This window comes from Tenacibaculum sp. M1.3A (genome assembly GCF_057732375.1).
Map to the genome: position 1 here is coordinate 307,798 of NZ_JBYJEF010000002.1, position 23,239 is coordinate 331,036.

25 protein-coding genes are annotated in these 23,239 nt (G+C 30.8%); 18 read left to right on the plus strand and 7 right to left on the minus strand.

What is annotated here, in order from left to right; translation table 11 throughout:
• Positions 1-7: 7 nt before the first annotated feature.
• The 3 genes from map to gpmI are packed head-to-tail and all read right to left on the minus strand — an operon-like array spanning position 8 to position 2,900.
• Positions 8-811 carry a type I methionyl aminopeptidase gene (gene map, locus AC28QF_RS04060; RefSeq protein ID WP_488200646.1) on the minus strand — a complete coding sequence of 268 codons (804 nt, stop codon included), beginning with the start codon at positions 809-811 and terminating at the stop codon, positions 8-10.
• 30 nt (positions 812-841) lie between these two features.
• Positions 842-1,372 carry a thioredoxin family protein gene (locus AC28QF_RS04065; RefSeq protein WP_488200645.1) on the minus strand — a complete coding sequence of 177 codons (531 nt, stop codon included), beginning with the start codon at positions 1,370-1,372 and terminating at the stop codon, positions 842-844.
• A gap of 10 nt (positions 1,373-1,382) precedes the next feature.
• A complete protein-coding gene (gpmI, locus tag AC28QF_RS04070) occupies positions 1,383-2,900 on the minus strand; it encodes a 2,3-bisphosphoglycerate-independent phosphoglycerate mutase (protein WP_488200644.1) in 1,518 nt (505 codons plus the stop codon).
• A gap of 145 nt (positions 2,901-3,045) precedes the next feature.
• On the opposite strand from gpmI, the gene AC28QF_RS04075 reads away from it, so the two are divergent.
• Positions 3,046-3,540, plus strand: a complete 495-nt coding sequence (locus AC28QF_RS04075; protein WP_488200643.1) for a hypothetical protein — start codon at positions 3,046-3,048, stop codon at positions 3,538-3,540.
• Positions 3,541-3,606: 66 nt separating this feature from the next.
• Here AC28QF_RS04075 and AC28QF_RS04080 read toward each other — a convergent pair whose 3' ends face one another.
• The gene (locus AC28QF_RS04080) at positions 3,607-3,861 is read right to left on the minus strand and encodes a hypothetical protein (protein WP_488200642.1); all 255 of its coding nucleotides are present in this window, start codon (positions 3,859-3,861) and stop codon (positions 3,607-3,609) included.
• Between the two features lie 155 nt (positions 3,862-4,016).
• On the minus strand, positions 4,017-4,790 hold the full coding sequence (locus tag AC28QF_RS04085; protein ID WP_488200641.1) for a M48 family metalloprotease: 774 nt from the start codon (positions 4,788-4,790) through the stop codon (positions 4,017-4,019).
• Positions 4,791-4,900: 110 nt separating this feature from the next.
• Between AC28QF_RS04085 and AC28QF_RS04090 the strand changes: the two genes are divergently transcribed.
• Complete coding sequence (locus AC28QF_RS04090; RefSeq protein WP_488200640.1) at positions 4,901-6,643, plus strand: aromatic amino acid hydroxylase; 1,743 nt, start codon at positions 4,901-4,903, stop codon at positions 6,641-6,643.
• A gap of 47 nt (positions 6,644-6,690) precedes the next feature.
• Positions 6,691-6,972: a rhodanese-like domain-containing protein gene (locus AC28QF_RS04095; protein WP_488200639.1), complete on the plus strand. Its 282-nt coding sequence runs from the start codon at positions 6,691-6,693 to the stop codon at positions 6,970-6,972.
• A 9-nt stretch (positions 6,973-6,981) separates the two neighbouring features.
• On the opposite strand, the gene AC28QF_RS04100 is transcribed toward AC28QF_RS04095, so the two are convergent.
• A complete protein-coding gene (locus AC28QF_RS04100; protein WP_488200638.1) occupies positions 6,982-7,938 on the minus strand; it encodes a GSCFA domain-containing protein in 957 nt (318 codons plus the stop codon).
• Between the two features lie 111 nt (positions 7,939-8,049).
• Here AC28QF_RS04100 and AC28QF_RS04105 point away from each other — a divergent pair, with 111 nt between their 5' ends.
• The 15 genes from AC28QF_RS04105 to AC28QF_RS04175 all read left to right on the plus strand — a co-directional run bounded on the left by AC28QF_RS04105 (position 8,050) and on the right by AC28QF_RS04175 (position 20,548).
• Positions 8,050-8,943 carry a MerR family transcriptional regulator gene (locus AC28QF_RS04105; protein ID WP_488200637.1) on the plus strand — a complete coding sequence of 298 codons (894 nt, stop codon included), beginning with the start codon at positions 8,050-8,052 and terminating at the stop codon, positions 8,941-8,943.
• A 133-nt stretch (positions 8,944-9,076) separates the two neighbouring features.
• Entirely contained in the window at positions 9,077-10,540 is a 1,464-nt protein-coding gene (locus AC28QF_RS04110) for a phytoene desaturase family protein (RefSeq protein ID WP_488200636.1), read from the plus strand.
• A gap of 1 nt (position 10,541) precedes the next feature.
• Entirely contained in the window at positions 10,542-11,384 is an 843-nt protein-coding gene (locus AC28QF_RS04115) for a phytoene/squalene synthase family protein (protein WP_488200635.1), read from the plus strand.
• On the plus strand, positions 11,384-11,830 hold the full coding sequence (locus AC28QF_RS04120; protein WP_488200634.1) for a sterol desaturase family protein: 447 nt from the start codon (positions 11,384-11,386) through the stop codon (positions 11,828-11,830). Before AC28QF_RS04115 ends, AC28QF_RS04120 begins: the two co-directional genes overlap by 1 nt.
• Positions 11,827-12,528, plus strand: coding sequence for a lycopene cyclase domain-containing protein (locus tag AC28QF_RS04125; protein WP_488200633.1), 702 nt, complete (start codon positions 11,827-11,829; stop codon positions 12,526-12,528). Before AC28QF_RS04120 ends, AC28QF_RS04125 begins: the two co-directional genes overlap by 4 nt.
• On the plus strand, positions 12,515-12,988 hold the full coding sequence (locus AC28QF_RS04130) for a TspO/MBR family protein (protein ID WP_488200632.1): 474 nt from the start codon (positions 12,515-12,517) through the stop codon (positions 12,986-12,988). Before AC28QF_RS04125 ends, AC28QF_RS04130 begins: the two co-directional genes overlap by 14 nt.
• 6 nt (positions 12,989-12,994) lie before the next feature.
• A complete protein-coding gene (locus tag AC28QF_RS04135; RefSeq protein WP_488200631.1) occupies positions 12,995-13,648 on the plus strand; it encodes a TetR family transcriptional regulator C-terminal domain-containing protein in 654 nt (217 codons plus the stop codon).
• Complete coding sequence (locus AC28QF_RS04140) at positions 13,645-14,955, plus strand: ABC1 kinase family protein (protein ID WP_488200630.1); 1,311 nt, start codon at positions 13,645-13,647, stop codon at positions 14,953-14,955. Before AC28QF_RS04135 ends, AC28QF_RS04140 begins: the two co-directional genes overlap by 4 nt.
• Complete coding sequence (locus tag AC28QF_RS04145; RefSeq protein ID WP_488200629.1) at positions 14,955-15,566, plus strand: flavin reductase family protein; 612 nt, start codon at positions 14,955-14,957, stop codon at positions 15,564-15,566. Before AC28QF_RS04140 ends, AC28QF_RS04145 begins: the two co-directional genes overlap by 1 nt.
• Position 15,567: 1 nt before the next feature.
• The gene (locus AC28QF_RS04150) at positions 15,568-16,986 is read left to right on the plus strand and encodes an SDR family oxidoreductase (RefSeq protein ID WP_488200628.1); all 1,419 of its coding nucleotides are present in this window, start codon (positions 15,568-15,570) and stop codon (positions 16,984-16,986) included.
• Between the two features lie 46 nt (positions 16,987-17,032).
• Positions 17,033-17,710 (plus strand): SDR family NAD(P)-dependent oxidoreductase, encoded by a 678-nt coding sequence (locus tag AC28QF_RS04155; RefSeq protein ID WP_488200627.1) that lies wholly within the window; start codon positions 17,033-17,035, stop codon positions 17,708-17,710.
• Between the two features lie 2 nt (positions 17,711-17,712).
• Positions 17,713-18,243, plus strand: a complete 531-nt coding sequence (locus AC28QF_RS04160; RefSeq protein ID WP_488200626.1) for a CIA30 family protein — start codon at positions 17,713-17,715, stop codon at positions 18,241-18,243.
• Positions 18,244-18,786 carry a glutathione peroxidase gene (locus AC28QF_RS04165; RefSeq protein WP_488200625.1) on the plus strand — a complete coding sequence of 181 codons (543 nt, stop codon included), beginning with the start codon at positions 18,244-18,246 and terminating at the stop codon, positions 18,784-18,786.
• The gene (locus tag AC28QF_RS04170) at positions 18,787-19,272 is read left to right on the plus strand and encodes an SRPBCC family protein (protein WP_488200624.1); all 486 of its coding nucleotides are present in this window, start codon (positions 18,787-18,789) and stop codon (positions 19,270-19,272) included.
• Positions 19,262-20,548 carry a cryptochrome/photolyase family protein gene (locus tag AC28QF_RS04175; protein WP_488200623.1) on the plus strand — a complete coding sequence of 429 codons (1,287 nt, stop codon included), beginning with the start codon at positions 19,262-19,264 and terminating at the stop codon, positions 20,546-20,548. Before AC28QF_RS04170 ends, AC28QF_RS04175 begins: the two co-directional genes overlap by 11 nt.
• Positions 20,549-20,602: 54 nt before the next feature.
• On the opposite strand, the gene alaS is transcribed toward AC28QF_RS04175, so the two are convergent.
• Complete coding sequence (alaS, locus tag AC28QF_RS04180; RefSeq protein WP_488200622.1) at positions 20,603-23,230, minus strand: alanine--tRNA ligase; 2,628 nt, start codon at positions 23,228-23,230, stop codon at positions 20,603-20,605.
• Between the last annotated feature and the right edge of the window lie 9 nt (positions 23,231-23,239).

Consider the following 23,239-nt stretch of genomic DNA (forward strand, 5'->3'; position numbering starts at 1 on the left):
TTAACTTTTAAGCTCTAAACTCATCTTCCTCATTACTTTCAAGACCTAAAGCGTCGTAAATATATTTAAAGGTTGATAATAATTCAGGTTTACCATTAACAATAGCTACATCATGCTCGAAATGCGCAGATGGTTTACCGTCTAAAGTAGTAATTGTCCAACCATCATCGTGTTGTAGTATTTTATGAGTCCCCATGTTTGTCATTGGTTCGATGGCAACAACCATCCCTTCAATAAACTTTTTACCACGACCTCTACGACCGTAATTTGGCATTTCAGGATCTTCGTGCATTACACGACCTAAACCATGACCAACTAATTCACGAACTACTCCGTAACCATGCTTTTCAGTAAAATTCTGAATCGCAAAACCAACATCACCAACGCGATTACCTACTTTAAGCTCACGAATACCTACGTATAAACTTTCTTTTGTAACGTCTAATAATTTTTTAGTTTCAGCAGCAATTTCACCTACAGCAAATGTGTAGGCATGGTCTCCGTAAAAACCGTTTTTAATAGCGCCACAATCAATAGATATAATATCTCCTTCTTTAAGCGGTTCTTTGTTTGGCATTCCGTGTACAATTTGTGAGTTCGGACTCATACAAAGTGTGTTCGGAAAATCATACAATCCTAAAAAACCAGGAATAGCTCCTTGCTCACGAATAAAATCTTCAGCGAGTTTATCAAGGTATAAAGTAGAAACTCCAGGTTTTACTTCTTTGGCAAGCATTCCTAATGTTTTTGATACTACTAAAGCACTTTCGCGCATTAATTCTATTTCTTCTCTAGTTTTGGCTATGATCATCTTAAAAAATATTGAGGCGCAAATTTACGGTTATTTTTGATATGGATGTGTGTATGGCTTACCAGAAACTATTTTTAAAATATCTTCTTCAATCGAGCTGCCATCTAAAGGGTGTTCTACAAAACGACCAATTTCTTTTCCGTCTTTATAAAAGATAAAAGTAGGTACTCTAAGTACATTAAATCCTTCTTCTAATCCGTTTGCCTTTTTTGTGCGATCAACAGTTATTAATTCTAATTTTTTGTAATTAAATTCTGATTGATCTAATAATTTGTAAAAATTAGGAATTTCTCTTTGACTATCGCCACACCAAGTTCCCATAAATCCTTTAATGGTAATGTCTTTTAAGTATGGTTTTAATTGAGTGATAGTGCTTTTGTCGGTTTCATAATAACCATAAAAGTCATTAAACCATTCAGAAGCATAAGGCTCTTGCTGAAAATCTTTCTTTGTGGCAACTCCTACTAAATTACCATCGTTGTCTTTCATGGCAGGATTTTTAGGTACAGAAGCACATGAAATAATAAATAAAGTAATTAATGTGTATGTAATTTTTTTCATCATTGATATTTTAAATAAGTGAGTTTCGGGTCATTTCCTTAGGTTGACTTACATCCATTAGTCGTAAAATAGTTGGTGCAATATCACCTAATACACCATTTTTTATTGATTTAATTTCTTTGTCGATTAAAATTATAGGAACCGGATTTGTAGTGTGTGCTGTATGTGGTGTTCCGTCAGGATTCATCATTGTTTCGCAATTACCATGATCTGCAATTAAAATAGTTGTGTACTCATTTTTTAATGCTGTAGTAATTACATCTTTCACACAGTTATCTACAGTTTCACAAGCTTTTACCGCTGCATCAAAAACACCAGTATGACCAACCATATCGCCGTTGGCAAAATTTAAACATACAAAATCTACATCTCCTTTTTGTAATTCAGGTACAATAGCATCGCGAATTTCATAGGCACTCATTTCGGGCTGTAAATCGTACGTAGCAACTTTTGGCGACGGACATAATAAGCGTTTTTCGCCTTTAAACTCTTCTTCTCTTCCGCCAGAAAAGAAAAATGTTACGTGTGGATATTTCTCCGTTTCAGCAATCCTAATTTGATTTTTTCCTGCGGATGCTAAAACTTCTCCTAAAGTATTTTCAATATTATTACTGTTGTAAATTACTTTGATGTTTTTAAAAGCCTCTGAATAATTTGTCATGGTAACAAAATACAAAGGCAGTTTTTTCATTTGAAAATCTGGGAAATCTTTTTGATTTAAAGCTTCTGTCAATTCACGACCTCTGTCAGTTCTGAAATTGAAGAAAATAACCACATCATCTTCTTTTATGATCGTTTTCGGTTGCTTGTTTTTATCAACCATAATAATTGGCTTGATAAATTCATCAGTAATTTTTTCATCATAACTTTGTTGAATACTTTCTATAGCATCCGAAGAAAAATTTCCTTTACCATTTACCAAAGCATCGTAAGCTAATTGAACTCTTTCCCAACGATTATCGCGATCCATAGCGAAATAACGACCAGTAACAGAAGCGAGTTCTCCAGTAGTTTTTTGCATGTGTTCTTGAATATCATTGATGAAGAACTTACCTGATTTCGGATCACAATCTCGTCCATCAGTAAAAGCATGTAAAAAAACATCTTGCAAGCCAAAATTATCAGCAGCTGTTAGCAACCCTTTTAAATGATTGATGTGTGAATGAATTCCGCCATTAGAAACCAAGCCTAAAAAGTGTACGTTTTTATGGTGCTTTTTAGCGTAAGCAAAAGCGTTGAGTAATTCCGTTTCTTGTGCTAACGTATTCTCTTTAACAGCTTTGTTAATCTTTGCAAGGTTTTGATATACAATTCTACCAGCGCCTAAATTCATGTGACCAACTTCAGAATTTCCCATTTGCCCTTCAGGTAAACCTACATGTTCTCCGTCTGTTCGTAATTCGGCATGCGGAAACTTGTTGTATAATGAATTTATAAAAGGTGTTTTAGCATTGTATATAGCAGATACTTTTGGGTCTTGTGTAATGCCCCAGCCATCTAGTATCATTAAAATTACTTTCTTATTCATATTACAAATTTACTTTTTTTGATAACAATACACATAATGATTGTTTGTTAAAAGTAAAATTCATTTGAGTTAATATTTTTTTTAAAAGAGATAACCTAAAGTATAAACCTAACGTAGTTTTGCAGTGTAATTAAAAACAAAGAACATGAAGAAAGTAATTTTATTAGTACTAGCGATAACGAGTTTTTCAATAGCAAACGCACAAGTAGGAGAAGGAACAAATTGGTTAAAAATAGGTGTCCACGGTGGTGTGCCAGTAGGAGATGTATCAGATGTTTCTAATTTTGCATTAGGATTTGATTTAAAATATCAATTTTTAAATGCTGAAAGTTTTGCAATAGGTGCTTCTACAGGGTATACAAATTATTTTGCTGAAGATGGATTTGAAGATTTCGGAATTATTCCATTAGCGGGTTTATTTAGGTATTACCCAACTGAAAACTTCTTTTTAGGAGCAGATTTAGGATATGGTTTTTTAACAGAAGGAGATGAAACAGGTGGGTTTTATTATAGACCAGAGGTAGGGTACCATAATGATTCTTGGAATATCTTTGCATATTATCAAGGATTATCGGTTGATAATTTTTCGCCAGCATCAGTAGGTGTAGGTGTTAATTATAACATTATTCAAGGTAAATAATAAAAGCAATGCTTTTAAAATATAAAAAAAACTGAATCCAAATTAATGGATTCAGTTTTTTATTGTTTACAATAAAAAGTAACTAAATAAAAGAATTACAGCTAATAATAAAAGTCCTTTTTTAATTATATTAATGAGGTTCTCTTTTTTTAACTGAGTTCTTATTTCTTGCAATTCTTTTTTAGTTGCGGTATTATTAAAATGTAATTGATCGTTATTTTCTTTTTGAAATCGTTCTAGTTTTTCAAAAGTATTTTTTCTGTTTCTCTTATTGTTTTTTATACTAGTAATCATACTAGAAACTGCACCTCCAAAACTCATAGCTATTATTTTAGGATTATACTTATAGGTAGTTTTTTTAATATAAATATTATAGAATTACTGTTTAATTCGTCATTTCGAGGCATTAAGCAGTCTGTAAATAGTAATTAGATAAGCTTAAGATTACTTCACTTTGTTCGTAATGACGTTTGTAGTTATTTACGATACTTACGAATTGCTTCTTTAATTTTTTCGACTCTGTTTTCAGGATCTGGGTGCGTGCTTTGAAACTCGGGAGTTCTATTCGGGCCTGCAGCTTGTTTTAAAATCTCCATCACGCCAATTAAACTTTCAGGGTTATAACCAGCATCTATCATTAATTTCACACCTAAATCATCACTTTCAAGCTCATCATCTCTACCATATTTCATGTTAACAACATTTGCTATACCAGCCATTCCTTGGGCAGTGCTAGGGTCAAAACCAACAGAAGCACCAGAAAGTAGTCCTTGAGTTAAATCTTGTTTTGCCATACGAGCAGCCGAATGACGACCAATAACATGACCAATCTCATGACCTAAAACACCAGCTAATTGATCTTCGTTTTTTAATTTCGAAAACAAAGCAAAAGTGATAAATACTTGTCCGCCAGGTAAGGCAAAGGCATTAATGGTTTTTTCATCTTTTAATAAGTGAAAGTCAAAAGGGTATCCAGATTTTTTTGCGATACTATGCTGCAGTAATTTCTTACCAATATTATCTACTAAATCCTGATATTTTTTACTAGGATACAAACCACCATGTTGTTGTGCCATTTGTGGAGCACTACTTAAGCCAATAGCAATTTCTTGTTTTTTAGAAATAGAAATATGTTGTTTTTTACCTGTGTAAGCATTTGTTTCTGCGCTAGAACAATATTTTACTAAGGCGAATAATGCAATAGCAGCACCAATTAAAAGTCTAACTTTTAAACTTCCGCGATTTCTCATAGTTTTTAAATTTGTTATAAAAGTAAAAATACAAAATATATAATTTAACGGATAACGATTTTTTGTGAACTATAAAAAACTTAAATTTACCAAGCAAAACAAACAATAATATGGAATCTCATTTTGAGCTAAATGAAGTAACTAAAAAGTTACCGAAACACTTACATAAATTTGTAGTTAAACAACCGTATCATGAATATACGGCCCAAAACCAAGCGGTTTGGCGATATGTTATGCGTATGAATGTTGATTATTTGGGAAAAGTTGCACATGCTTCTTATTTAGAAGGCTTAGATAAAACAGGTGTTTCTATTGAAGATATTCCTTATATGGCTGGTATGAACCGTATTTTAAAAGATATTGGCTGGGCTGCGGTTTCGGTTGATGGTTTTATTCCGCCAAATGCATTTATGGAATTTCAGGCTTATAATGTCTTAGTGATTGCTTCTGATATGCGAACCATAAAGCATATAGAATATACACCAGCACCAGATATTATTCATGAAGCAGCAGGGCATGCACCAATTATTGCAAACCCAGAGTATTCAGAATATTTGCGTCGTTTTGGAGAGATAGGGTCTAAGGCAATTTCATCATCTAAAGATTATGAAATGTATGAAGCTATTAGATTGCTATCTATCTTAAAAGAGAATCCGAATTCAACCGAAAAAGAAATAAACGAAGCACAAGAAAAAGTAGAATGGCTGCAAGATAATATGGGTGAATTATCTGAAATGGCACAAATAAGAAATTTACATTGGTGGACAGTTGAGTATGGTTTAATCGGTAAAATTGATGATCCGAAGATATATGGAGCAGGTTTATTATCGTCTATAGGAGAGAGTATGTGGTGCATGAAAGACGAGGTTAAAAAAGTAGCCTATTCTATAGAAGCAGCAAGTGTAAGTTTTGATATTACAAAACCACAACCGCAGTTATTTGTAACTCCAGATTTTGCCTATTTAAGTATGGTGTTAAATGAGTTTGCGAACTCTATGGCGCTTAGAACAGGTGGATTAAAAGGGGTTAAGAAATTAATTGATTCTAGTAATTTAGGAACCATAGAATTAAGTACAGGTGTACAGGTATCGGGAGTTTTTACGAATGTAATAAGTGATGCAAAAGATAATGTAGCTTATTTACAAACAACAGGACCAACAGCCTTAGCTAGTAGAGATAAAGAATTGATTGGTCACGGAGTTGTATATCATGCAGAAGGTTTTGGAAGTCCGGTTGGAAAATTAAAAGGAATCAATTTACCTATTGAAGATATGAGTCCGCGTGATTTAAAAGCGTACGGAATTTACGAAGGAGAAGCAATAAAATTAGAGTTTGAAAGTGGTGTTGTTGTAGAAGGAAAAATAATTACTGGAACTCGTGATTTAAGAGGGAAAATTTTAATTATATCTTTTAAAGATTGTACGGTAACCTATAAAGATGAAGTATTATTCCAGCCAGAATGGGGAGTTTATGATATGGCGATTGGTAAGGAATTAGTTTCGGCTTATTCTGGGCCTGCGGATGTAAGTTCTTTTGGTGATATGGGTAAGGTTTCTGAAACAAAAACAACTAAAATCGAATACACCGCTTCTCAAAAAGAATTATATAAGTTATATGATGAGGTTAAAGAAATGAGAAACAAGGATCTTGTTCTAGAAAATGATATCTTAAGAATTTTTACGAAACTACAAAATGATTTTAAAAATGATTGGTTATTGTCTTTAGAATTGTATGAGTTAGCATTGAGTAAAGATTTTAAAGTAAAAACAGAGTTAAAAGATTATCTAGAAAAATTGAAAAGTAACAAGAGTTACAGTACTTTAATTGAAAACGGATTACATTTGCTGTCTTAATAATAACAAAGCGAATGGGGTTATTTAATTTATTTAGAAAGAAAAACATGAGAAACGAAATACAAGAATATTTAGATAAAGATGCTGTAGTTTTAGATGTGCGTACTTTAGCAGAATGGAACGAAGGGCATTCTGATATTGCAAGACATATTGTTTTAACAGTAATACCACTAAATGTAGAAGAAATAAGGTCTTGGAATAAACCAGTAATTGCCGTTTGTAAGAGTGGTGGAAGAAGCGGGCAGGCAATGCAATTTTTAGCAAGCCACGGAATAGATGTAATTAACGGTGGGCCTTGGCAAAATGTAGATCAGTATTTGGTTAAATAAGATTAAATATTAAAATTTCATAAAAGGAAATGCTTTAAGAAGTGTTTCCTTTTTTTGTTGAAGGTTGTTTAAGAATTTTAAATGCGCTTCAGAAGTCGGATTAAAAGAGCGGTGTGTTATGCCTTTCTGAACGGTTTCTACTTTGTTCATTGTTTCTTTGGTTTGTTCAGAAAACCAAGCCTCTGTATATTTCTCCCATATATAATCAATTGCAATTTTGTTAGGATGAATCATGTCTTCAGTATAAAAACGATAATCACGAAGCTCATCCATCATTATTTCATAAGAAGGAAAGTAATTAATTTTGTTGTTTTGAGTGGAGTCGAGAAGTTGATGAATTGCTGATAGTAAATGAGATTTACTTCGCTGGTTTTCTGTAAATCCGTCTTTTAAATGTCTAACAGGTGAAACCGTAAAAGTAATCGTAACATTCTTGTTTATAGATGTGATTAATTTAGTAATAGCATCAATACTTTCTGTTATTTCATCAACAGTTAAAATTTCTTTTAAAAATTTTTTCTGCGGAATTTTATGACAATTCGCAACTATACTATCTGTTTCAATAAAACGATATACCCAAGAAGTTCCTAAGGTTATTATAATATGTGTGGCGTTTTTTAATTGCTGTAATGTTAGGGTATTCGCAGTATTTAAGTTATATATTAGTTCGTTTTTATCCGAAGAACTTAAGCTAGAATGCGCGTTGAAAGAATGCCACTGTTCATTATTAAAAACAACATCTTTGGTCGTGTATTCTTTTTCATTGATTGCGTTTGTTATTAGTGTTTCAATGGCTTTTGGGTGGAATAAAATTCCAAACGGATTCGTAGTTGATTGAAACTTGTAGTAAGCTAGTTTTTTCCCTATGTTTTCTGAAAAACAAGAACCTAATAGTAAAAGGTTAGAGTTGTAGTCGATATTATAAAATTGCTGTTTTTTTAAAGGAATTATAGTTTGAAGAATCATAGAAGAAATATAAATAACTGTTCAAAAATAAAGATAAAACTCTTGTAAATAATTAATAATCTTTTTTTATGTTAAAAAAACATATCTTTGTTTAATAAAATAAAACATAAATTGAACAATATTAAAAAATCTTTTACAATTAAAGATCTTGAAAATATTTCAGGAGTAAAAGCACATACGATTCGTATTTGGGAAAAAAGATATGATTTATTAACGCCAGAAAGAACAGATACCAATATTCGGTATTACTCTTCAGAGAATCTTCAGAAGTTATTAAATGTTGTTTTATTATATAATAACAACAATAAGATATCTAAAATAGCCCAAATGTCTAACGATACTATTATTGTTAAGGCAAGAGAATTGGCTTTTAAAACAGCGTTAAATGATGAGGCAATCAACTCTTTTAAGTTGGCTATGTTTCAGTTCGATAAGGTTTTATTTAATAACACTTATAATAAGTTACTAAATAAAAAAACCTTTAGAGAGATTTTTAAAGACGTTTTTGTACCTTTTTTAAGTCATATAGGTTTATTGTGGCAAACAGATACTTTATTGCCAGCGCATGAGCATTTTATATCTAATTTAATCTCTCAAAAAATTCAAATTAGCACAGAAAGATTAGAATATATAACAATGAAGTCTAATATTACATATGTGCTTTTTTTACCTGAAAATGAAATACACGAATTAGGATTGATGTATTTGAATTACGAATTAGTTTTAAGAGGTAATATGACTATTTATTTAGGACAAAGTTTGCCTTTAAATAATTTAAATTATTTTTTTGAAAGCGATACCGAAGTACGATTTATTACATCATTAACTATTCAGCCATATGATGATAAGATTGTAGATTATTTTCGTGAAATAGAAACTGTTTTAAAAGATACAAAACATCAACTAATTGCCGTAGGAGCTAAAACGGAAAAGATAAAAGACCTAGATTTTAGCGCTAATATTACCCTTTATTCTTCTGTTATTGAATTGTTAAAAACATTATAAAAAAATAATGTTTATCATTTTTTTGTTTATGTTAAACAAAAATATCGTAAATTTGATTAATTCATTTTTTTGCTTCATGTTTTAATTGTTATATATTTAACAACGAAGCTAATAATCTTTTTAAATAATAAAATTGAAAAAAAAAATATCAATAATAGGTTCAGGTTTTTCTTCTTTAGCAGCATCATGTTATTTAGCGAAAGCAGGTTATGATGTTGTAGTTTTAGAAAAGAACGCAACGGTAGGTGGTAGAGCTAGGCAATTAATTAAGGATGGCTTTACTTTTGATATAGGTCCGACTTGGTATTGGATGCCTGATGTATTCGAAAAGTTTTTTGCTGACTTTGGTAAAAAACCTGCTGATTATTATGAGCTAGAGAAATTAACTCCGGCTTATCAAGTATACTTCGATACCTTAGATTCAATTACAATTCCTGGGAGTTTAGATGAAATATACGAGGTCTTTGAGAAAGAAGAAAAAGGAAGTTCAAAACACTTAAAAAGCTTTTTAAAATCAGCAGAGTATAATTACGATGTTTCTATAAATGATTTGGTGTACAAGCCAGGAGTTTCTCCTTTAGAGTTGGTTACGCCAGTTACTATAGGTAAGATTACTCAGTTTTTTTCAACAATAAGAACACAAGTAAGAAAGAAAATAAAAAGTAAAAAGTTAATTCAGATTTTAGAATTTCCGGTATTGTTTTTAGGAGCAAAACCTAGTAATACGCCAGCTTTTTATAATTTTATGAATTATGCAGATTTTGGTTTAGGTACTTGGCATCCAAAGGGTGGAATGTATAAAGTAATTGAAGCGATGATTACGTTAGCAACCGATTTAGGTGTTAATTTTAAAACTGAAGCAAATGTAGAGGAACTTACTGTAAATGATGTAGGTGAAGCAATTGGGTTAGTAGTTAACGGAGAGTTTGTTTCATCAGATATCGTTTTAAGTGGTGCAGATTATCATCATACAGAAACTTTATTACCAAAAAAGTACAGACAATATTCAGAGAAATATTGGGATAAGAAGGTTTTTGCACCATCATCATTACTTTTTTATGTAGGTTTTGATAAGAAACTAGCAAATGTTTGTCATCATACATTATTTTTTGATACGGATTTTGATTTACATGCAAAAACGATTTACGATACACCTAGTTGGCCTAAAAAACCATTGTTTTATGCGAGTTTTCCTTCAATAACCGACGACTCTTTTGCGCCGACTAATAAAGAAGCAGCAACTTTTTTAATTCCGCTTGCTCCAGGTTTAGAAGACACTCCAGAAATAAGAGAAAAATATTTTAATCTTATTCTTGAAAGATTAGAAAAACTAACTGGTCAATCGGTCAAAGAAAATATATTATTTAAAGAAAGTTTTTGTGTAAATGATTTTGTGAAAGATTACAATTCGTACAAAGGTAACGCATACGGATTGGCAAATATTTTAACACAAACAGCTTTTTTAAGACCAAAAATAAAAAGTAAAAAAGTTAAGAATTTATTTTTCACGGGTCAATTAACAGTGCCAGGACCAGGAGTTCCACCGGCATTAATATCTGGTAAAATAGCATCAGATTTAATTTTAAAAAACCACTAAAATGAAACAATTATTTGATGAAGTTTCTTACTCGTGTAGTAAGTTGGTAACTCAAAAATATAGTACTTCCTTTTCGTTAGCAACAAAAATGTTATCACCTAAAATAAGGGGAGCTATCTATAATATTTATGGCTTTGTGCGTTTTGCTGATGAAATTGTAGATTCTTTTCATGATTATAACAAAGAAGATTTGTTAGTGCGTTTTGAGAATGAATATTATGCAGCTAAAAAAGAAGGTATCAGTTTAAATCCTATTTTAAACTCATTTGTTTATACGGTAAATACTTATGGTATTACAGATGATATGGTACAAGCTTTTTTAAAAAGTATGAAAGCTGATTTGTTTAAAACCGAGTATAAAACTCAAGAAGAATATGACGCCTATATATATGGGTCTGCAGATGTTGTTGGTTTAATGTGTTTAAAGGTTTTTGTTAACGGAGATGATAAAAAGTATAATGAACTTAAAGTGGCTGCAATGCGTTTAGGTTCAGCATTTCAAAAAGTAAATTTTTTACGTGATTTAAAAGATGATTTTGAGTTGTTAAATCGTTCGTATTTTCCGAATGTAGATCTTAAGAAGTTAGATGAAGCATCAAAAGATACAATTATTAAAGATATAGAAGCTGATTTTGAATACGCGCTTACGAACGGTATTTTAAAACTACCTGTTGATGCAAAATTCGGAGTTTATATGGCATACAGATATTATAAAAAATTATTAAATAAGCTAAAAGCGACTCCGTCATCTAAGATTATGGATACTAGAATTAGAATTTCTAATCCGATGAAAATAAACTTGTTAGCGAGAAGTTACGTTAAGTATAAATTAAAAATGATATAATGTTATTTACAATTATAACTATTTTAACCTTTGTAACGATGGAAGGTGTTACATGGTGTACTCATAAATATATAATGCACGGTTTTGGTTGGTTTTTACACGAAGATCACCATCAACCAGGTTATCCAAATGTGTTCGAAAAAAATGATGCTTTCTTTGTTGTTTTTGCAACACCTAGTATCTTATTATTTTATTTCGGAATTAGACCAGAGTTAAATTATTTGTTCTTTATAGGTTTAGGAATTTTATGTTACGGAATCGCTTATTTTTTAGTGCATGACGTTTTAATACACAGAAGATTTAGTTGGTTTAAGAATACTAATAATCAATATTTAAAAGGATTAAGAAAGGCACATAAAATTCATCATAAACATTTAGGTAAACCAGACGGAGAATGTTTTGGAATGCTGTTTGTGCCCTTTAAATATTTTAAGAAAAGACAATGAGTCAATACCTATACCTCATATTAACATTAGGAAGTTTAAGTATTCCATTACTGTATAGTATAATTGAAAAAAAATTTCATTTTATTCAATACTTTAAAGAAGCTTTTATAAGTATTTTATTAGTTGCTATTCCTTTTTTAATTTGGGACGGTTTGTTTACAAAGTTCGGTGTTTGGGGATTTAATTCAGACTATCATTTATCAATAGAAATTTTTAAAATGCCTATTGAAGAATGGTTATTTTTCTTTTGTATTCCTTATGCTTGTTTGTTTACTCATGAAGTCTTAAAATATTTACTTCCTGAATTTAAATTATCAAAAGCAGCAGTAATAATTATCAGTTTTTTATTGATTCTTATAACAGGAATTTTATTGATTTTTAATTTCGGAAAACTATATACAACAATAAATTTTATACTCTTTTTAGTATTACTTTTTTACGGATTAAAAAATCACTTAAAAACATTACAAGAATATTTACCTAGTTTTTTAGTCATCTTAATTCCGTTTTTAATCGTAAACGGAATATTAACAGGAAGTTTTATTGATGAACCAGTTGTTTGGTATAATAATGATGAGAACCTTGGTTTTAGGCTGTTTACAATTCCGTTTGAAGATGTTTTTTATGCATTTACAATGTTGTTTTCAGCACAATTGATATTCAATTATTTAAAAACTAAAAAGTTTGAAAAAAAGTAAATACATACGGTTTTTACTGTTTTTAACAGTAAATTTTTTAGCACTGGGTATAGGTGCTTCTTTAATGGAAAATGGCCCTCAAAAAGAGTGGTATATTTCTTTAAATAAAGCGCCATGGACACCACCTGGCTGGGTTTTTGGAGCCGCTTGGACAACAATAATGTTATTGTTTTCATTTTATATGACCAAGTTAAGTTTCGAGTATAAATTTTTAGATAAAAAATTACTACTACTATTTATAGCTCAATGGATTTTAAATGTAAGTTGGAATTACTTTTTTTTCAACCAACAATTAACAGTTGTCGGATTAGTTTCTATTACATTATTATGGCTGTTAATTGGTTACTTTACTTTCGAGCATTTAAAGAAATTAAGAGTATACACATTACTAATACTTCCGTATTTAATATGGATGACGATTGCAACAAGTTTAAACGCATACATCGTATTTTATAATTAAAAAATTATGGCAAAAAAAAAGAATATTACCCAAGAGAAAATAGTAGAATGGTACATGAATTCGGTTTTAATTTCTGGTAAGCCAACTTCTGTATACTCGTTTGCACATGAAAATAATTTCGAAGAATCAGATTTTTACAAGCATTATGCAACTTTCGAAAGTTTAGAGAAGTCAATTTTTGCAATTTTTGCGAAAGAAACAATCCATTTGCTACATAAAACAGAGGCTTATAAAGACTATTCATCAAAAGATAAATTACTAAGTTTTTATTTTACTTTTTTCGAATTGTTAACAGCAAACAGGTCTTATGTTTTAATGCAATTAAAGGATATAAAATCTGATTTTTCGAAGTTATCAGTTCTAAAAAAACTACATACTGAGTTTATACATTTTGTAAACGGAATTAGTTTAGAAAAAATTGATTTTAAAAATGATAAAATCAATAAAATTCAAGATAAAACAATTTCAGAAAGCTACTGGATACAGCTATTAATGGTGATGAAATTTTGGATAGATGATGAATCTTCTAATTTTGAAAAGACAGATGTTTTTATAGAAAAATCTATCAAAGCAAGTTTTGATATTCAGCAAATTGCACCAGTAAAAAGTGTAATTGATTTAGCGAAGTTTTTGTGGAAAGAAAAAGGTACATCATTATGAAAACATTAAATAAAATACCTACATCAAAAATAGAAAGAGCAACAAAGCTTGTAACTACAGGGCTTAAGGTTGGCGTTAATTATGCAAAATATTACGGTAATAAAATAACAAAAACAGAAGAGCAAGCAAGAGAGCAGTTAAATGAAGACAATGCTACAGATATTTACGACGGATTAAAGGAGTTAAAAGGATCGGCATTAAAAGTTGCTCAAATGCTAAGTATGGAAAAGAGTTTGTTGCCAAATGCTTATGTAGAAAAATTTTCTTTATCACAATTTTCAGTTCCGCCACTTTCAGGACCTTTAGTAGTTAAAACATTTTTAAAATATTTTAAAAAAACACCAGATGAAGTTTTTGATACATTTACGGTAGAGTCGGTAAATGCAGCAAGTATTGGTCAAGTTCATAAAGCTACTGCCAACAATAAAAAATTAGCAGTCAAAATTCAATATCCAGGCGTTGCAAACAGTATTTCTACAGATTTAGCAATGGTTAAGCCTATTGCAATGAAAATGTTTAATATAAAAGGCGAAGGATCTGATGAATATTTTAAAGAAGTTGAAAGTAAATTATTAGAAGAGACTAATTATATTTTAGAGTTAAAACAAAGTAATGAGATTGCAAACGCATGTAGTCATATTCCGAATTTAAAATTCCCTAAATATTACGAGGAGTTTTCTTCTGATAGAATTTTAACGATGGATTGGATGGACGGAATTCACCTATCTGAGTTTACTAAGAAGCAATTAAATCAAGAAACGTCAAATAAATTAGGCCAAGCTTTATGGGATTTTTACATGTATCAGTTACATGTATTAAAGAAAGTACATGCAGACCCGCATCCGGGTAATTTTTTAGTTTCACCTGAAGATGACTTAATAGTTATTGATTTTGGATGTATGAAAGAAGTTCCTGAAAGTTTTTATGTTCCTTACTTTGAGTTGGCAGTTCGTGAGAATATTGATAATCCAGCTTTTTTTGAAAGTAAATTATATCAATTAGAAATTCTAAAAAAAGAAGATAGCCAAGAAGAAATAACTTTTTTTAAAGAATTGTTTTATGAAATGCTATCGTTATTTACACAGCCATTTCAGCAAGAAGAATTTGATTTTTCGGATGAAAATTTCTTCGGAAAAATAGCGGAATTAGGTCAAAAATATTCTAAAAGTACCGAGCTTAAAAAGATGAATGGGAATAGAGGGTCAAAACACTTTATTTACATTAACAGAACTTTCTTTGGGCTGTATAATTTAATGCACGACTTAAAAGCTAAAAATATTAAAATTAATAATTATAAAAATATATAATGCATTTATCTAGAGCGGCAATAGATGAGATGGATCATCTGTATAAAATAAATTTAATGAACAGTATTTCTGGTTATAAATCAGCTAACTTAATAGCAACAAAATCAGAAGACGGAATAACAAATGTTGCTATTTTTAGCTCCGTGGTTCATTATGGCTCTAGTCCTGCAATATTAGGTTTTGTGTTGCGCCCAACTACGGTTGCAAGAAACACCTATGACAATATAAAAAAAACAGGATTTTATACGATAAATTCAGTTAGTGAAAATATTATTGAAGATGCGCATCATACATCTGCTAAATATGCCCCAGGAATATCAGAGTTTGATAAAACTGATTTATCCGAAGAATATAAAGGAGATTTTTATGCACCTTATATTACAGAGTCACCATTAAAGATTGGATTAAAGTTTTTAGAAGAGTATCATATAAAAGCAAACGGAACTATTTTAGTTTTGGGTGAAGTAACTGATTTGTATTTTAAAGACGAAATGCTTTCTGAAGACGGTTTTTTAAACTTAGCTGAAGCAAAAATTGCAGCTATCAATGGTTTAGATACCTATATAATATCTGGTAAACAGAAACGCTTATCATACCAAAGACCAAAATAAAATGAAAATTCTAATCACAGGTACTACAGGGTATATTGCAAAACGATTGGTATTAAAACTTCATGAAGCAGGGCATCAATTAGTTTGTTGTGTGCGTGATTTACAAAGAATTCCTGATGAGATAGAGCGCAAAAAAAACATTGAATTTATAAAAGTAGATTTTTTAGATACTGAAGAAGTAGTATTGCCAAATGATATTGATGTGGCTTATTATTTAATACATTCAATGGCTACAGATGCTGTTAATTTTGAGGATTTAGAACAAAATTGCGCTAAAAACTTTAAAAGTTTAGTAGAAAAAACAAATTGTAAACAAGTAATTTATTTAAGTGGTATTGTAAACGATAGCTCGTTGTCTAAACATTTAGCATCACGTTTTCAAGTAGAACAAAACTTACAATCAACAAAATATGGACTTACTACATTCAGAGCAGGTATTATTGTAGGTAGCGGTAGTGCTTCTTTTGAAATTATTAGAGATATTGTAGAGAAATTACCGGTTATGGTAACTCCTAAATGGTTAAATACAAAATCACAACCAATTGCCATTCGCGATGTATTAACTTTCTTAGAAAGAGCTGTGGGGTATGATAAATTGTACAATAAATCTTTTGATATTTGTGGTACAGAGGTATTAACTTATAAGCAAATGCTTTTACAATTTGCAGAAGTAAGAGGTTTTAAAAGATATATTTTAACACTGCCTTTTTTAACTCCAAAACTTTCATCTTATTGGTTGTATTTTGTTACATCTACATCATTTAATTTAGCTCAAGCTTTAGTAGATAGTATGAAAGTAGAGGTGATAGCAAAGCCAAGTAATATAAATGAACTTATAAATATACAGCCTATTTCTTATAAAGAATCTGTTGATTTGGCTTTTCAAAAAATAGAACAAAATGCTGTTGTTTCAAGTTGGAAAGATGCAATTAGTAGTGGTGTTTTTCAAGATCAATTATCCGATCATATTCAAATTCCGCAATATGGTTGTTTTAAAGATATACAATCAATTCAAGTTACAGACGAACAGTTTACATTAAATAAAATTTGGGCGATTGGCGGTAAAAATGGTTGGTATAGTTTTAATGGTTTATGGAAAATAAGAGGTTATGTTGATAAAATTTTTGGCGGAGTTGGTCTGCGTAGAGGAAGAACACATAATACGTATTTAGAAGCAGGAGACCCGTTAGATTTTTGGCGTGTTTTACTTGCTGATAAAAAAGAAAAAAGATTATTGTTGTTTGCTGAAATGAAGTTGCCAGGAGAAGCTTGGTTAGAGTTTAAGATAGTGAAAGATAAATTATATCAAACAGCCGTATTTCGACCTAAAGGTGTTTTAGGGCGTTTGTATTGGTATTCGGTTTTACCATTTCATGCTTTTGTTTTTAAAGGGATGATAAATGCGCTAGTTAAGAAGTAACAGAAAAAATATATTTAAAAATTAAATTGTAAACGTAAGAAAATACATGAAAACAATTTTAATAGTAGGAGGAAGCAAAGGAATCGGAAAAGCTTTGGTTGACGTTTTAAAAGAGACTCATAAAATTATCAATATAAGTAGAAACGAAGTTGAAACTCATGAAAACATTACACATTATTCTTTAGATGTTTTAAATGACGAATTGCCAGATTTAGAAACTATTAACGGATTAGTTTACTGCCCAGGAAGTATTAACTTAAAACCTATAGGGCGTTTAAAGTTAGACGATTTTCGTGAAGATTTTGAGATTAATGTCGTAGCTGCGGTAAAAATTATCCAGAAATATATCAATCCGTTAAAAAATAATAACGGTAGTGTTGTATTGTTTAGTACAGTGGCAACAAAAATGGGAATGCCTTTTCACGCTAGTGTTTCAGCAAGTAAATCGGCAGTAGAAGGAGTTGTTAAATCTTTAGCAGCAGAATTCGCCACAAAAATTAGGTTCAATTGCATTGCGCCAACTGTTACTGATACAACTTTGGCAGAAAGATTGTTGCGAAATGATAAACAACGAGAAGGAATGAAGCAGCGTCATCCACTTCAAAAAATATTAGATCCTACCGAAGTAGCTAGTCTTGCAGCATATTTATTGTCAGATGTGGCATCGTCAATTTCAGGACAAGTTTTTCCTATTGATGCAGGAATCGTATCCTTAAAATTATAATCATGAAAATGTTAATTAACATCTTGTTAATTGCCTTTTGTATAACAGAAATTATGGTGTTTGATTTTAGTGAAAAAGAAAATATAAATAATTGGAGTATTACCAATGATAATGTAATGGGCGGATTATCTTCTTCTAAAATGGTTATTAATGATCGGGGTGAAGGTGTTTTTTCGGGGTCCGTTTCTACCGATAATAATGGTGGTTTTGCGATGACACGTTTACCTGTAGATATAACATTGTTGGAAAATACTTCTAAGCTTGTGATTAAATTAAAAGGAGATGGTAAAAAATATCAATTCAGAATTAAATCAGAAAAAGAGCAACGTTTTTGGTATATACAGTCTTTTCAAACATCAACAAAAAAAGAAGAAATAGAATTACCTTTAAATGCTTTTTATGCATCATTTAGAGGAAATAAATTAGATATTGAAAATTTCTCATCAAAAGAAATAAAAGAAATTGCAATTCTTATAGGGAATAAAAAAAATGAGGAATTTAAATTAAAGATCAACAACATAACACTTCAATAAATGAGAACATTAAAATTAACTTTATTTATGGCATTATTTAGCTTTTTAGGAAATGCACAAACAGTAACACCTAAAGAATCTTTATACGATATTAAAATAGAAGGAATAGATGGTAAAAATCTAGACTTGAATCAATATAAAGGAAAGAAAATATTATTTGTTAACGTGGCGTCTAAATGCGGATTTACAAATCAGTATGACGGTTTGCAAGAACTGTACATTAAGCACGGCGATAAATTGGTGGTTATAGGTTTACCATGTAATCAATTCGGTAGCCAAGAACCAGGTGCAGAATCAGAAATTAAATCTTTTTGTACACTAAACTTTGGCGTTGAATTTCCGATGACAGAAAAATTAGATGTAAAAGGAGATAATCAACATTCTTTATATAGCTGGTTAACAGATAAAGAAAAAAATGGTAAAATGAATTCTTCAGTAAAATGGAATTTTCAAAAATACTTAGTAGATGAAGAGGGTAGGCTAGTAGATGTTTTTTACTCTACAACAAAACCGATGAGTTCTAAAATTACGAAACTTTTATAAATGATAAATTTTAAAAAACATTCAGGAATTTATACGTTAGAAACGGAGCAAGAACTAAAAATGCCTTTAGATAAGGCTTGGGATTATTTTTCTTCACCAGAAAATCTAGCTAAAATAACGCCTCCGAAAATGGGTTTTAATATTACCTCTAAAGTCGATAAAAAGGCATATCAAGGTCAGATAATTACCTATAAAGTATCTCCGGTTCCGTTTATAAAAACAAATTGGGTAACCGAAATAACTCAGGTTAAAGAACAAAAGTTTTTTGTAGATGAACAACGTTTTGGCCCTTATGCTATGTGGCATCACGAACATTGGTTTGAAGAATTAGATAACGGAAATACGTTAATGAAAGATAAAATATCGTATAAAATACCTTTTGGGTTTTTAGGGCATATAGCGCAAGCGTTGTTTATAAAAAAGCAATTGCAAACTATTTTTGAATACAGGTATGTAATTTTAGATAAAGCTTTTAATGGAAAATAAAATTGTTGTTTTTTGGTTTCGTAGAGACTTGCGTTTAGAAGATAACGTAGCATTACATAACGCATTAAAATCAGGAGGTAAAATACTTCCTGTTTTTATTTTTGATGAAGAAATAATTGATAATTTACCAAAAGACGATGCAAGAGTTTCTTTTATTTATAACACATTACACCAATTAGATACAGAATTAAAAAAAGAAGGTTCATCACTATTAATTAAAAAAGGGAATCCCCTTAAGATTTGGAAAAATTTAATAGCTGATTATAATATTACGGCAGTTTATGCAAATAAAGATTACGAGCCGTATGCTATAAAAAGAGATCAGCAGGTTGAAGCTTTTTTAACGTCAAATAATGTTGATTTTTACTGTTATAAAGATCAAGTTATTTTTGAGCAAGATGAGGTTGTAAAAAATGATGGCTTGCCATATACGGTTTATACGCCTTATAAAAATAAATGGCTACAAAAGTTTGATACCGATATTGATACGAAAGAATTTGTTATTGATTTTTCTAATTTTTCTAATTTTACAGCAGATTTCCCAACTTTAAAAGCGATAGGTTTTGAAGAGAGTTTGATAAAAGTAAAACCGTATAATTTATCGAATTTAACGCACTATGATGAGATACGAGATTTTCCTTTTCAAGATAAAACATCGTATTTGTCGCCTTATTTTCGTTTCGGTTTGGTAAGTGTCCGTAAGATGGTTCTTTTTGCTTTAAAAACAAATGCAACGTTTTTAAACGAATTAATATGGCGAGAGTTTTTTATGCAAGTGCTTTTTCATTTTCCTAAAGTGGTTACGAACAACTTTAAGCAAAAATATGATGCCATTCCGTGGAGAAATAATGAAGAGGAATTTAAGAAGTGGTGCAAAGGAGAAACAGGCTACCCAATGGTTGATGCTGGTATGCGACAATTAAATAAAACTGGTTACATGCATAATCGTGTAAGAATGGTTACTGCTGGCTTTTTGTGCAAGCATTTATTAATAGATTGGCGTTGGGGCGAAGCTTATTTTGCGGAGAAATTATTAGATTATGAATTGTCGGCTAATAACGGAAACTGGCAATGGGCTGCAGGAACCGGCTGTGATGCAGCACCGTATTTTAGAGTTTTTAATCCCGAATCTCAGTTAAAGAAGTTTGATAAAGATTTAGAATATATTAGAAAATGGATTGAAGATTTTGATGAATTAACATATCCACAACCAATGGTTGAGCATAAATTAGCAAGAGAAAGAGCTATTTCAACTTATAAAAAAGCATTAAATTAAAAAAGGCTCAAAGATTAATTTCTTTGAGCCTTTTATGATAGTGTAATTTATATATTATGCAATATAATCTTTTGCTTTTTCTAAAGCTTTCGGTATTCCACCTGGGTTTTTACCTCCTGCAGTAGCAAAGAAATTTTGTCCACCACCACCACCGTGAATTAGTTTCCCTAGTTCTCTTACTACTTTTCCTGCGTCATAACCACGTTCTGCAGCTAATTCTTTAGAAATATAACAAGTTAACATTGCTTTGTCTGCTTTTTCAGAAGTAGCAAAAAACAGGAATAAGTTTTTAAACTCTTTTCCTAAAGCAAAAGCTAAATTTTTAATTCCGTTTGCATCTAAATCTACCTTCGTAGCTAAAAACCGTACACCATTAATTTCTTGTAATTGATTTCTTAATTCGCCAGATAAATTTTGAGCTTTGTCTTTTAATAATTGTTCTATTTGTTTCTTTAAAGTCGTGTTTTCATCCTGTAAATTAGTTACAGACTTCACTATATCTTTAGGGTTTTTTAATAATTGTTTTACGGCTGAAAAATTACGATCAACATCTTCAAAATAATTACCAACAGCAACATTTGTAATCGCTTCAATTCTTCTGATTCCTGATGCTACAGCTCCTTCAGATTTAATTTTAAAATGCCAGATATCACCTGTTTGCTGTACATGTGTTCCACCACATAACTCCATAGATTGCCCAAACTTAATAGCTCTTACAGAGTCGTCATACTTTTCACCAAATAACGCAATTGCGCCTTCGTCTATAGCTTGTTGCATTGGTATATTTCTTCTTTCAATTAAAGAAAGGTTTTCACGAATACGAGCATTTACAAAGTTTTCTATTTCTTGTAATTTATCTGCATCTACTTTAGCAAAGTGAGAAAAATCGAAACGTAAATGTTTTGCGCTAACCAACGATCCTTTTTGCTCTACATGTGTTCCTAAAATAGTACGTAATGCTTGGTGTAATAGATGTGTTGCGGTATGGTTACTTGCCGATAAATTTCTAGTTTCTTCATTTACTACAGCTTTAAATTTTTCTGATAAATTTTCAGGTAAATTTTTAGTGTAGTGAATAATTAAGTTGTTTTCCTTTTTAGTATTTACAACATAAATAACATCTCCGTTAGAAGTTTCTATATAACCAACATCACCAACTTGTCCTCCTCCTTCAGGATAAAAAGGCGTCATGTTAAATACTAATTGATATTGCTCACCATCTTTCTTTGTAGTTATTTTTCTATAACGTGTTAATTTAACATCTGCCGTTAAAGTATCATAACCTATAAACTCTTCCTCATCATCTTCTATTAAAACATTCCAATCATCAGTTTCAATAGCTGTTGCAGCTCTTCCTCTATCTTGTTGTTGTTTTAAGGCAGTTTTATATTCTTCTTCATTATAGCTGAATCCTTTTTCAGATAAAACCAAAGCTGTTAAATCTTCAGGAAAACCATAAGTATCTTTTAGTTCAAACACTTTTTTTCCAGAAATTATTTTTTCACTAGCATTTTCAGTTATTGTATCTAATAACAATAAACCTTGTTCTAATGTTTTTAAGAAAGAGTGTTCTTCTTCTTTAATTACATTATGTGCTAATTGTTCTTGTGCTTTTATTTCAGGAAAAGCATCACCCATTTGTGCACTTAAAGTTTCTACTAACCTGTAAATAAAAGGTTCTTTTTGATTAAGAAAAGTGAATCCGTAACGAATAGCTCTTCTTAATATTCTTCTAATAACATAACCAGCACCAGTATTACTTGGTAACTGACCATCAGCAATAGAAAATGCTACCGCACGAACATGATCTGCAATAACACGAATTGCAATGTCTGTTTCGTCTCCAGCTACTTTAGGATCTTCATATTTTACACTAGTAATAGTTTCAATTTCTCTAATTATTGGAGTAAAAACATCCGTGTCGTAATTAGATTGTACTCCTTGAAGCGCCATACATAAACGTTCAAAGCCCATACCTGTATCAATATGTGTTGCTGGTAAGTTCTCTAAGCTTCCGTTTGCCTTACGGTTGTATTGCATAAAAACTAAGTTCCAAACTTCCACCACATGCGGGTGATCTAAATTTACTAATGTTGCTCCAGATACTTTTGCTTTTTCTTCCGCAGAGCGGATATCTATATGAATTTCAGAACATGGTCCGCAAGGTCCTTGCGCGCCCATTTCCCAAAAATTATCTTTTTTATTTCCTAATAAAATACGGTCTTCAGCGATGTATTGTTTCCAAATCTCATAAGCTTCAGTATCTTTTTTTAGATTTTCCTCTTCATCACCTTCAAAAATTGTAACATATAAAATATCCTTATCTATTTTATATACTTCGGTAAGCAGTTCCCAAGCCCAAGCTATTGCTTCTTTTTTAAAGTAATCACCAAAACTCCAGTTTCCTAGCATTTCAAATAACGTATGGTGATAGGTATCTTTACCTACTTCTTCTAAATCGTTATGTTTTCCTGAAACACGTAAACACTTTTGTGAATCAGCAACTCTAGTGTCTACTATTTTTTTTTGACCTAAAAAAAACTCTTTAAAAGGAACCATACCTGCGTTAACAAACATTAAAGTAGGGTCGTTTTTTAACACCATTGGTGCAGATGGAACGATTTTATGGTTTTTAGATTTGTAAAATTCTAAAAATTTTGATCTTATTTCTTGAGATTTCATACGGTTAGC

Coding starts and splice junctions, on each gene's coding strand:
- map (WP_488200646.1), bottom strand. CDS start 811: ATGATCATAGCCAAAACTAGAGAAGAAATAGAATTAATGCGCGAAAGT.
- AC28QF_RS04065 (WP_488200645.1), bottom strand. CDS start 1,372: ATGAAAAAAATTACATACACATTAATTACTTTATTTATTATTTCATGT.
- gpmI (WP_488200644.1), bottom strand. CDS start 2,900: ATGAATAAGAAAGTAATTTTAATGATACTAGATGGCTGGGGCATTACA.
- AC28QF_RS04075 (WP_488200643.1), top strand. CDS start 3,046: ATGAAGAAAGTAATTTTATTAGTACTAGCGATAACGAGTTTTTCAATA.
- AC28QF_RS04080 (WP_488200642.1), bottom strand. CDS start 3,861: ATGAGTTTTGGAGGTGCAGTTTCTAGTATGATTACTAGTATAAAAAAC.
- AC28QF_RS04085 (WP_488200641.1), bottom strand. CDS start 4,790: ATGAGAAATCGCGGAAGTTTAAAAGTTAGACTTTTAATTGGTGCTGCT.
- AC28QF_RS04090 (WP_488200640.1), top strand. CDS start 4,901: ATGGAATCTCATTTTGAGCTAAATGAAGTAACTAAAAAGTTACCGAAA.
- AC28QF_RS04095 (WP_488200639.1), top strand. CDS start 6,691: ATGAGAAACGAAATACAAGAATATTTAGATAAAGATGCTGTAGTTTTA.
- AC28QF_RS04100 (WP_488200638.1), bottom strand. CDS start 7,938: ATGATTCTTCAAACTATAATTCCTTTAAAAAAACAGCAATTTTATAAT.
- AC28QF_RS04115 (WP_488200635.1), top strand. CDS start 10,542: ATGAAACAATTATTTGATGAAGTTTCTTACTCGTGTAGTAAGTTGGTA.
- AC28QF_RS04120 (WP_488200634.1), top strand. CDS start 11,384: ATGTTATTTACAATTATAACTATTTTAACCTTTGTAACGATGGAAGGT.
- AC28QF_RS04125 (WP_488200633.1), top strand. CDS start 11,827: ATGAGTCAATACCTATACCTCATATTAACATTAGGAAGTTTAAGTATT.
- AC28QF_RS04135 (WP_488200631.1), top strand. CDS start 12,995: ATGGCAAAAAAAAAGAATATTACCCAAGAGAAAATAGTAGAATGGTAC.
- AC28QF_RS04140 (WP_488200630.1), top strand. CDS start 13,645: ATGAAAACATTAAATAAAATACCTACATCAAAAATAGAAAGAGCAACA.
- AC28QF_RS04145 (WP_488200629.1), top strand. CDS start 14,955: ATGCATTTATCTAGAGCGGCAATAGATGAGATGGATCATCTGTATAAA.
- AC28QF_RS04150 (WP_488200628.1), top strand. CDS start 15,568: ATGAAAATTCTAATCACAGGTACTACAGGGTATATTGCAAAACGATTG.
- AC28QF_RS04155 (WP_488200627.1), top strand. CDS start 17,033: ATGAAAACAATTTTAATAGTAGGAGGAAGCAAAGGAATCGGAAAAGCT.
- AC28QF_RS04160 (WP_488200626.1), top strand. CDS start 17,713: ATGAAAATGTTAATTAACATCTTGTTAATTGCCTTTTGTATAACAGAA.
- AC28QF_RS04165 (WP_488200625.1), top strand. CDS start 18,244: ATGAGAACATTAAAATTAACTTTATTTATGGCATTATTTAGCTTTTTA.
- AC28QF_RS04170 (WP_488200624.1), top strand. CDS start 18,787: ATGATAAATTTTAAAAAACATTCAGGAATTTATACGTTAGAAACGGAG.
- AC28QF_RS04175 (WP_488200623.1), top strand. CDS start 19,262: ATGGAAAATAAAATTGTTGTTTTTTGGTTTCGTAGAGACTTGCGTTTA.
- alaS (WP_488200622.1), bottom strand. CDS start 23,230: ATGAAATCTCAAGAAATAAGATCAAAATTTTTAGAATTTTACAAATCT.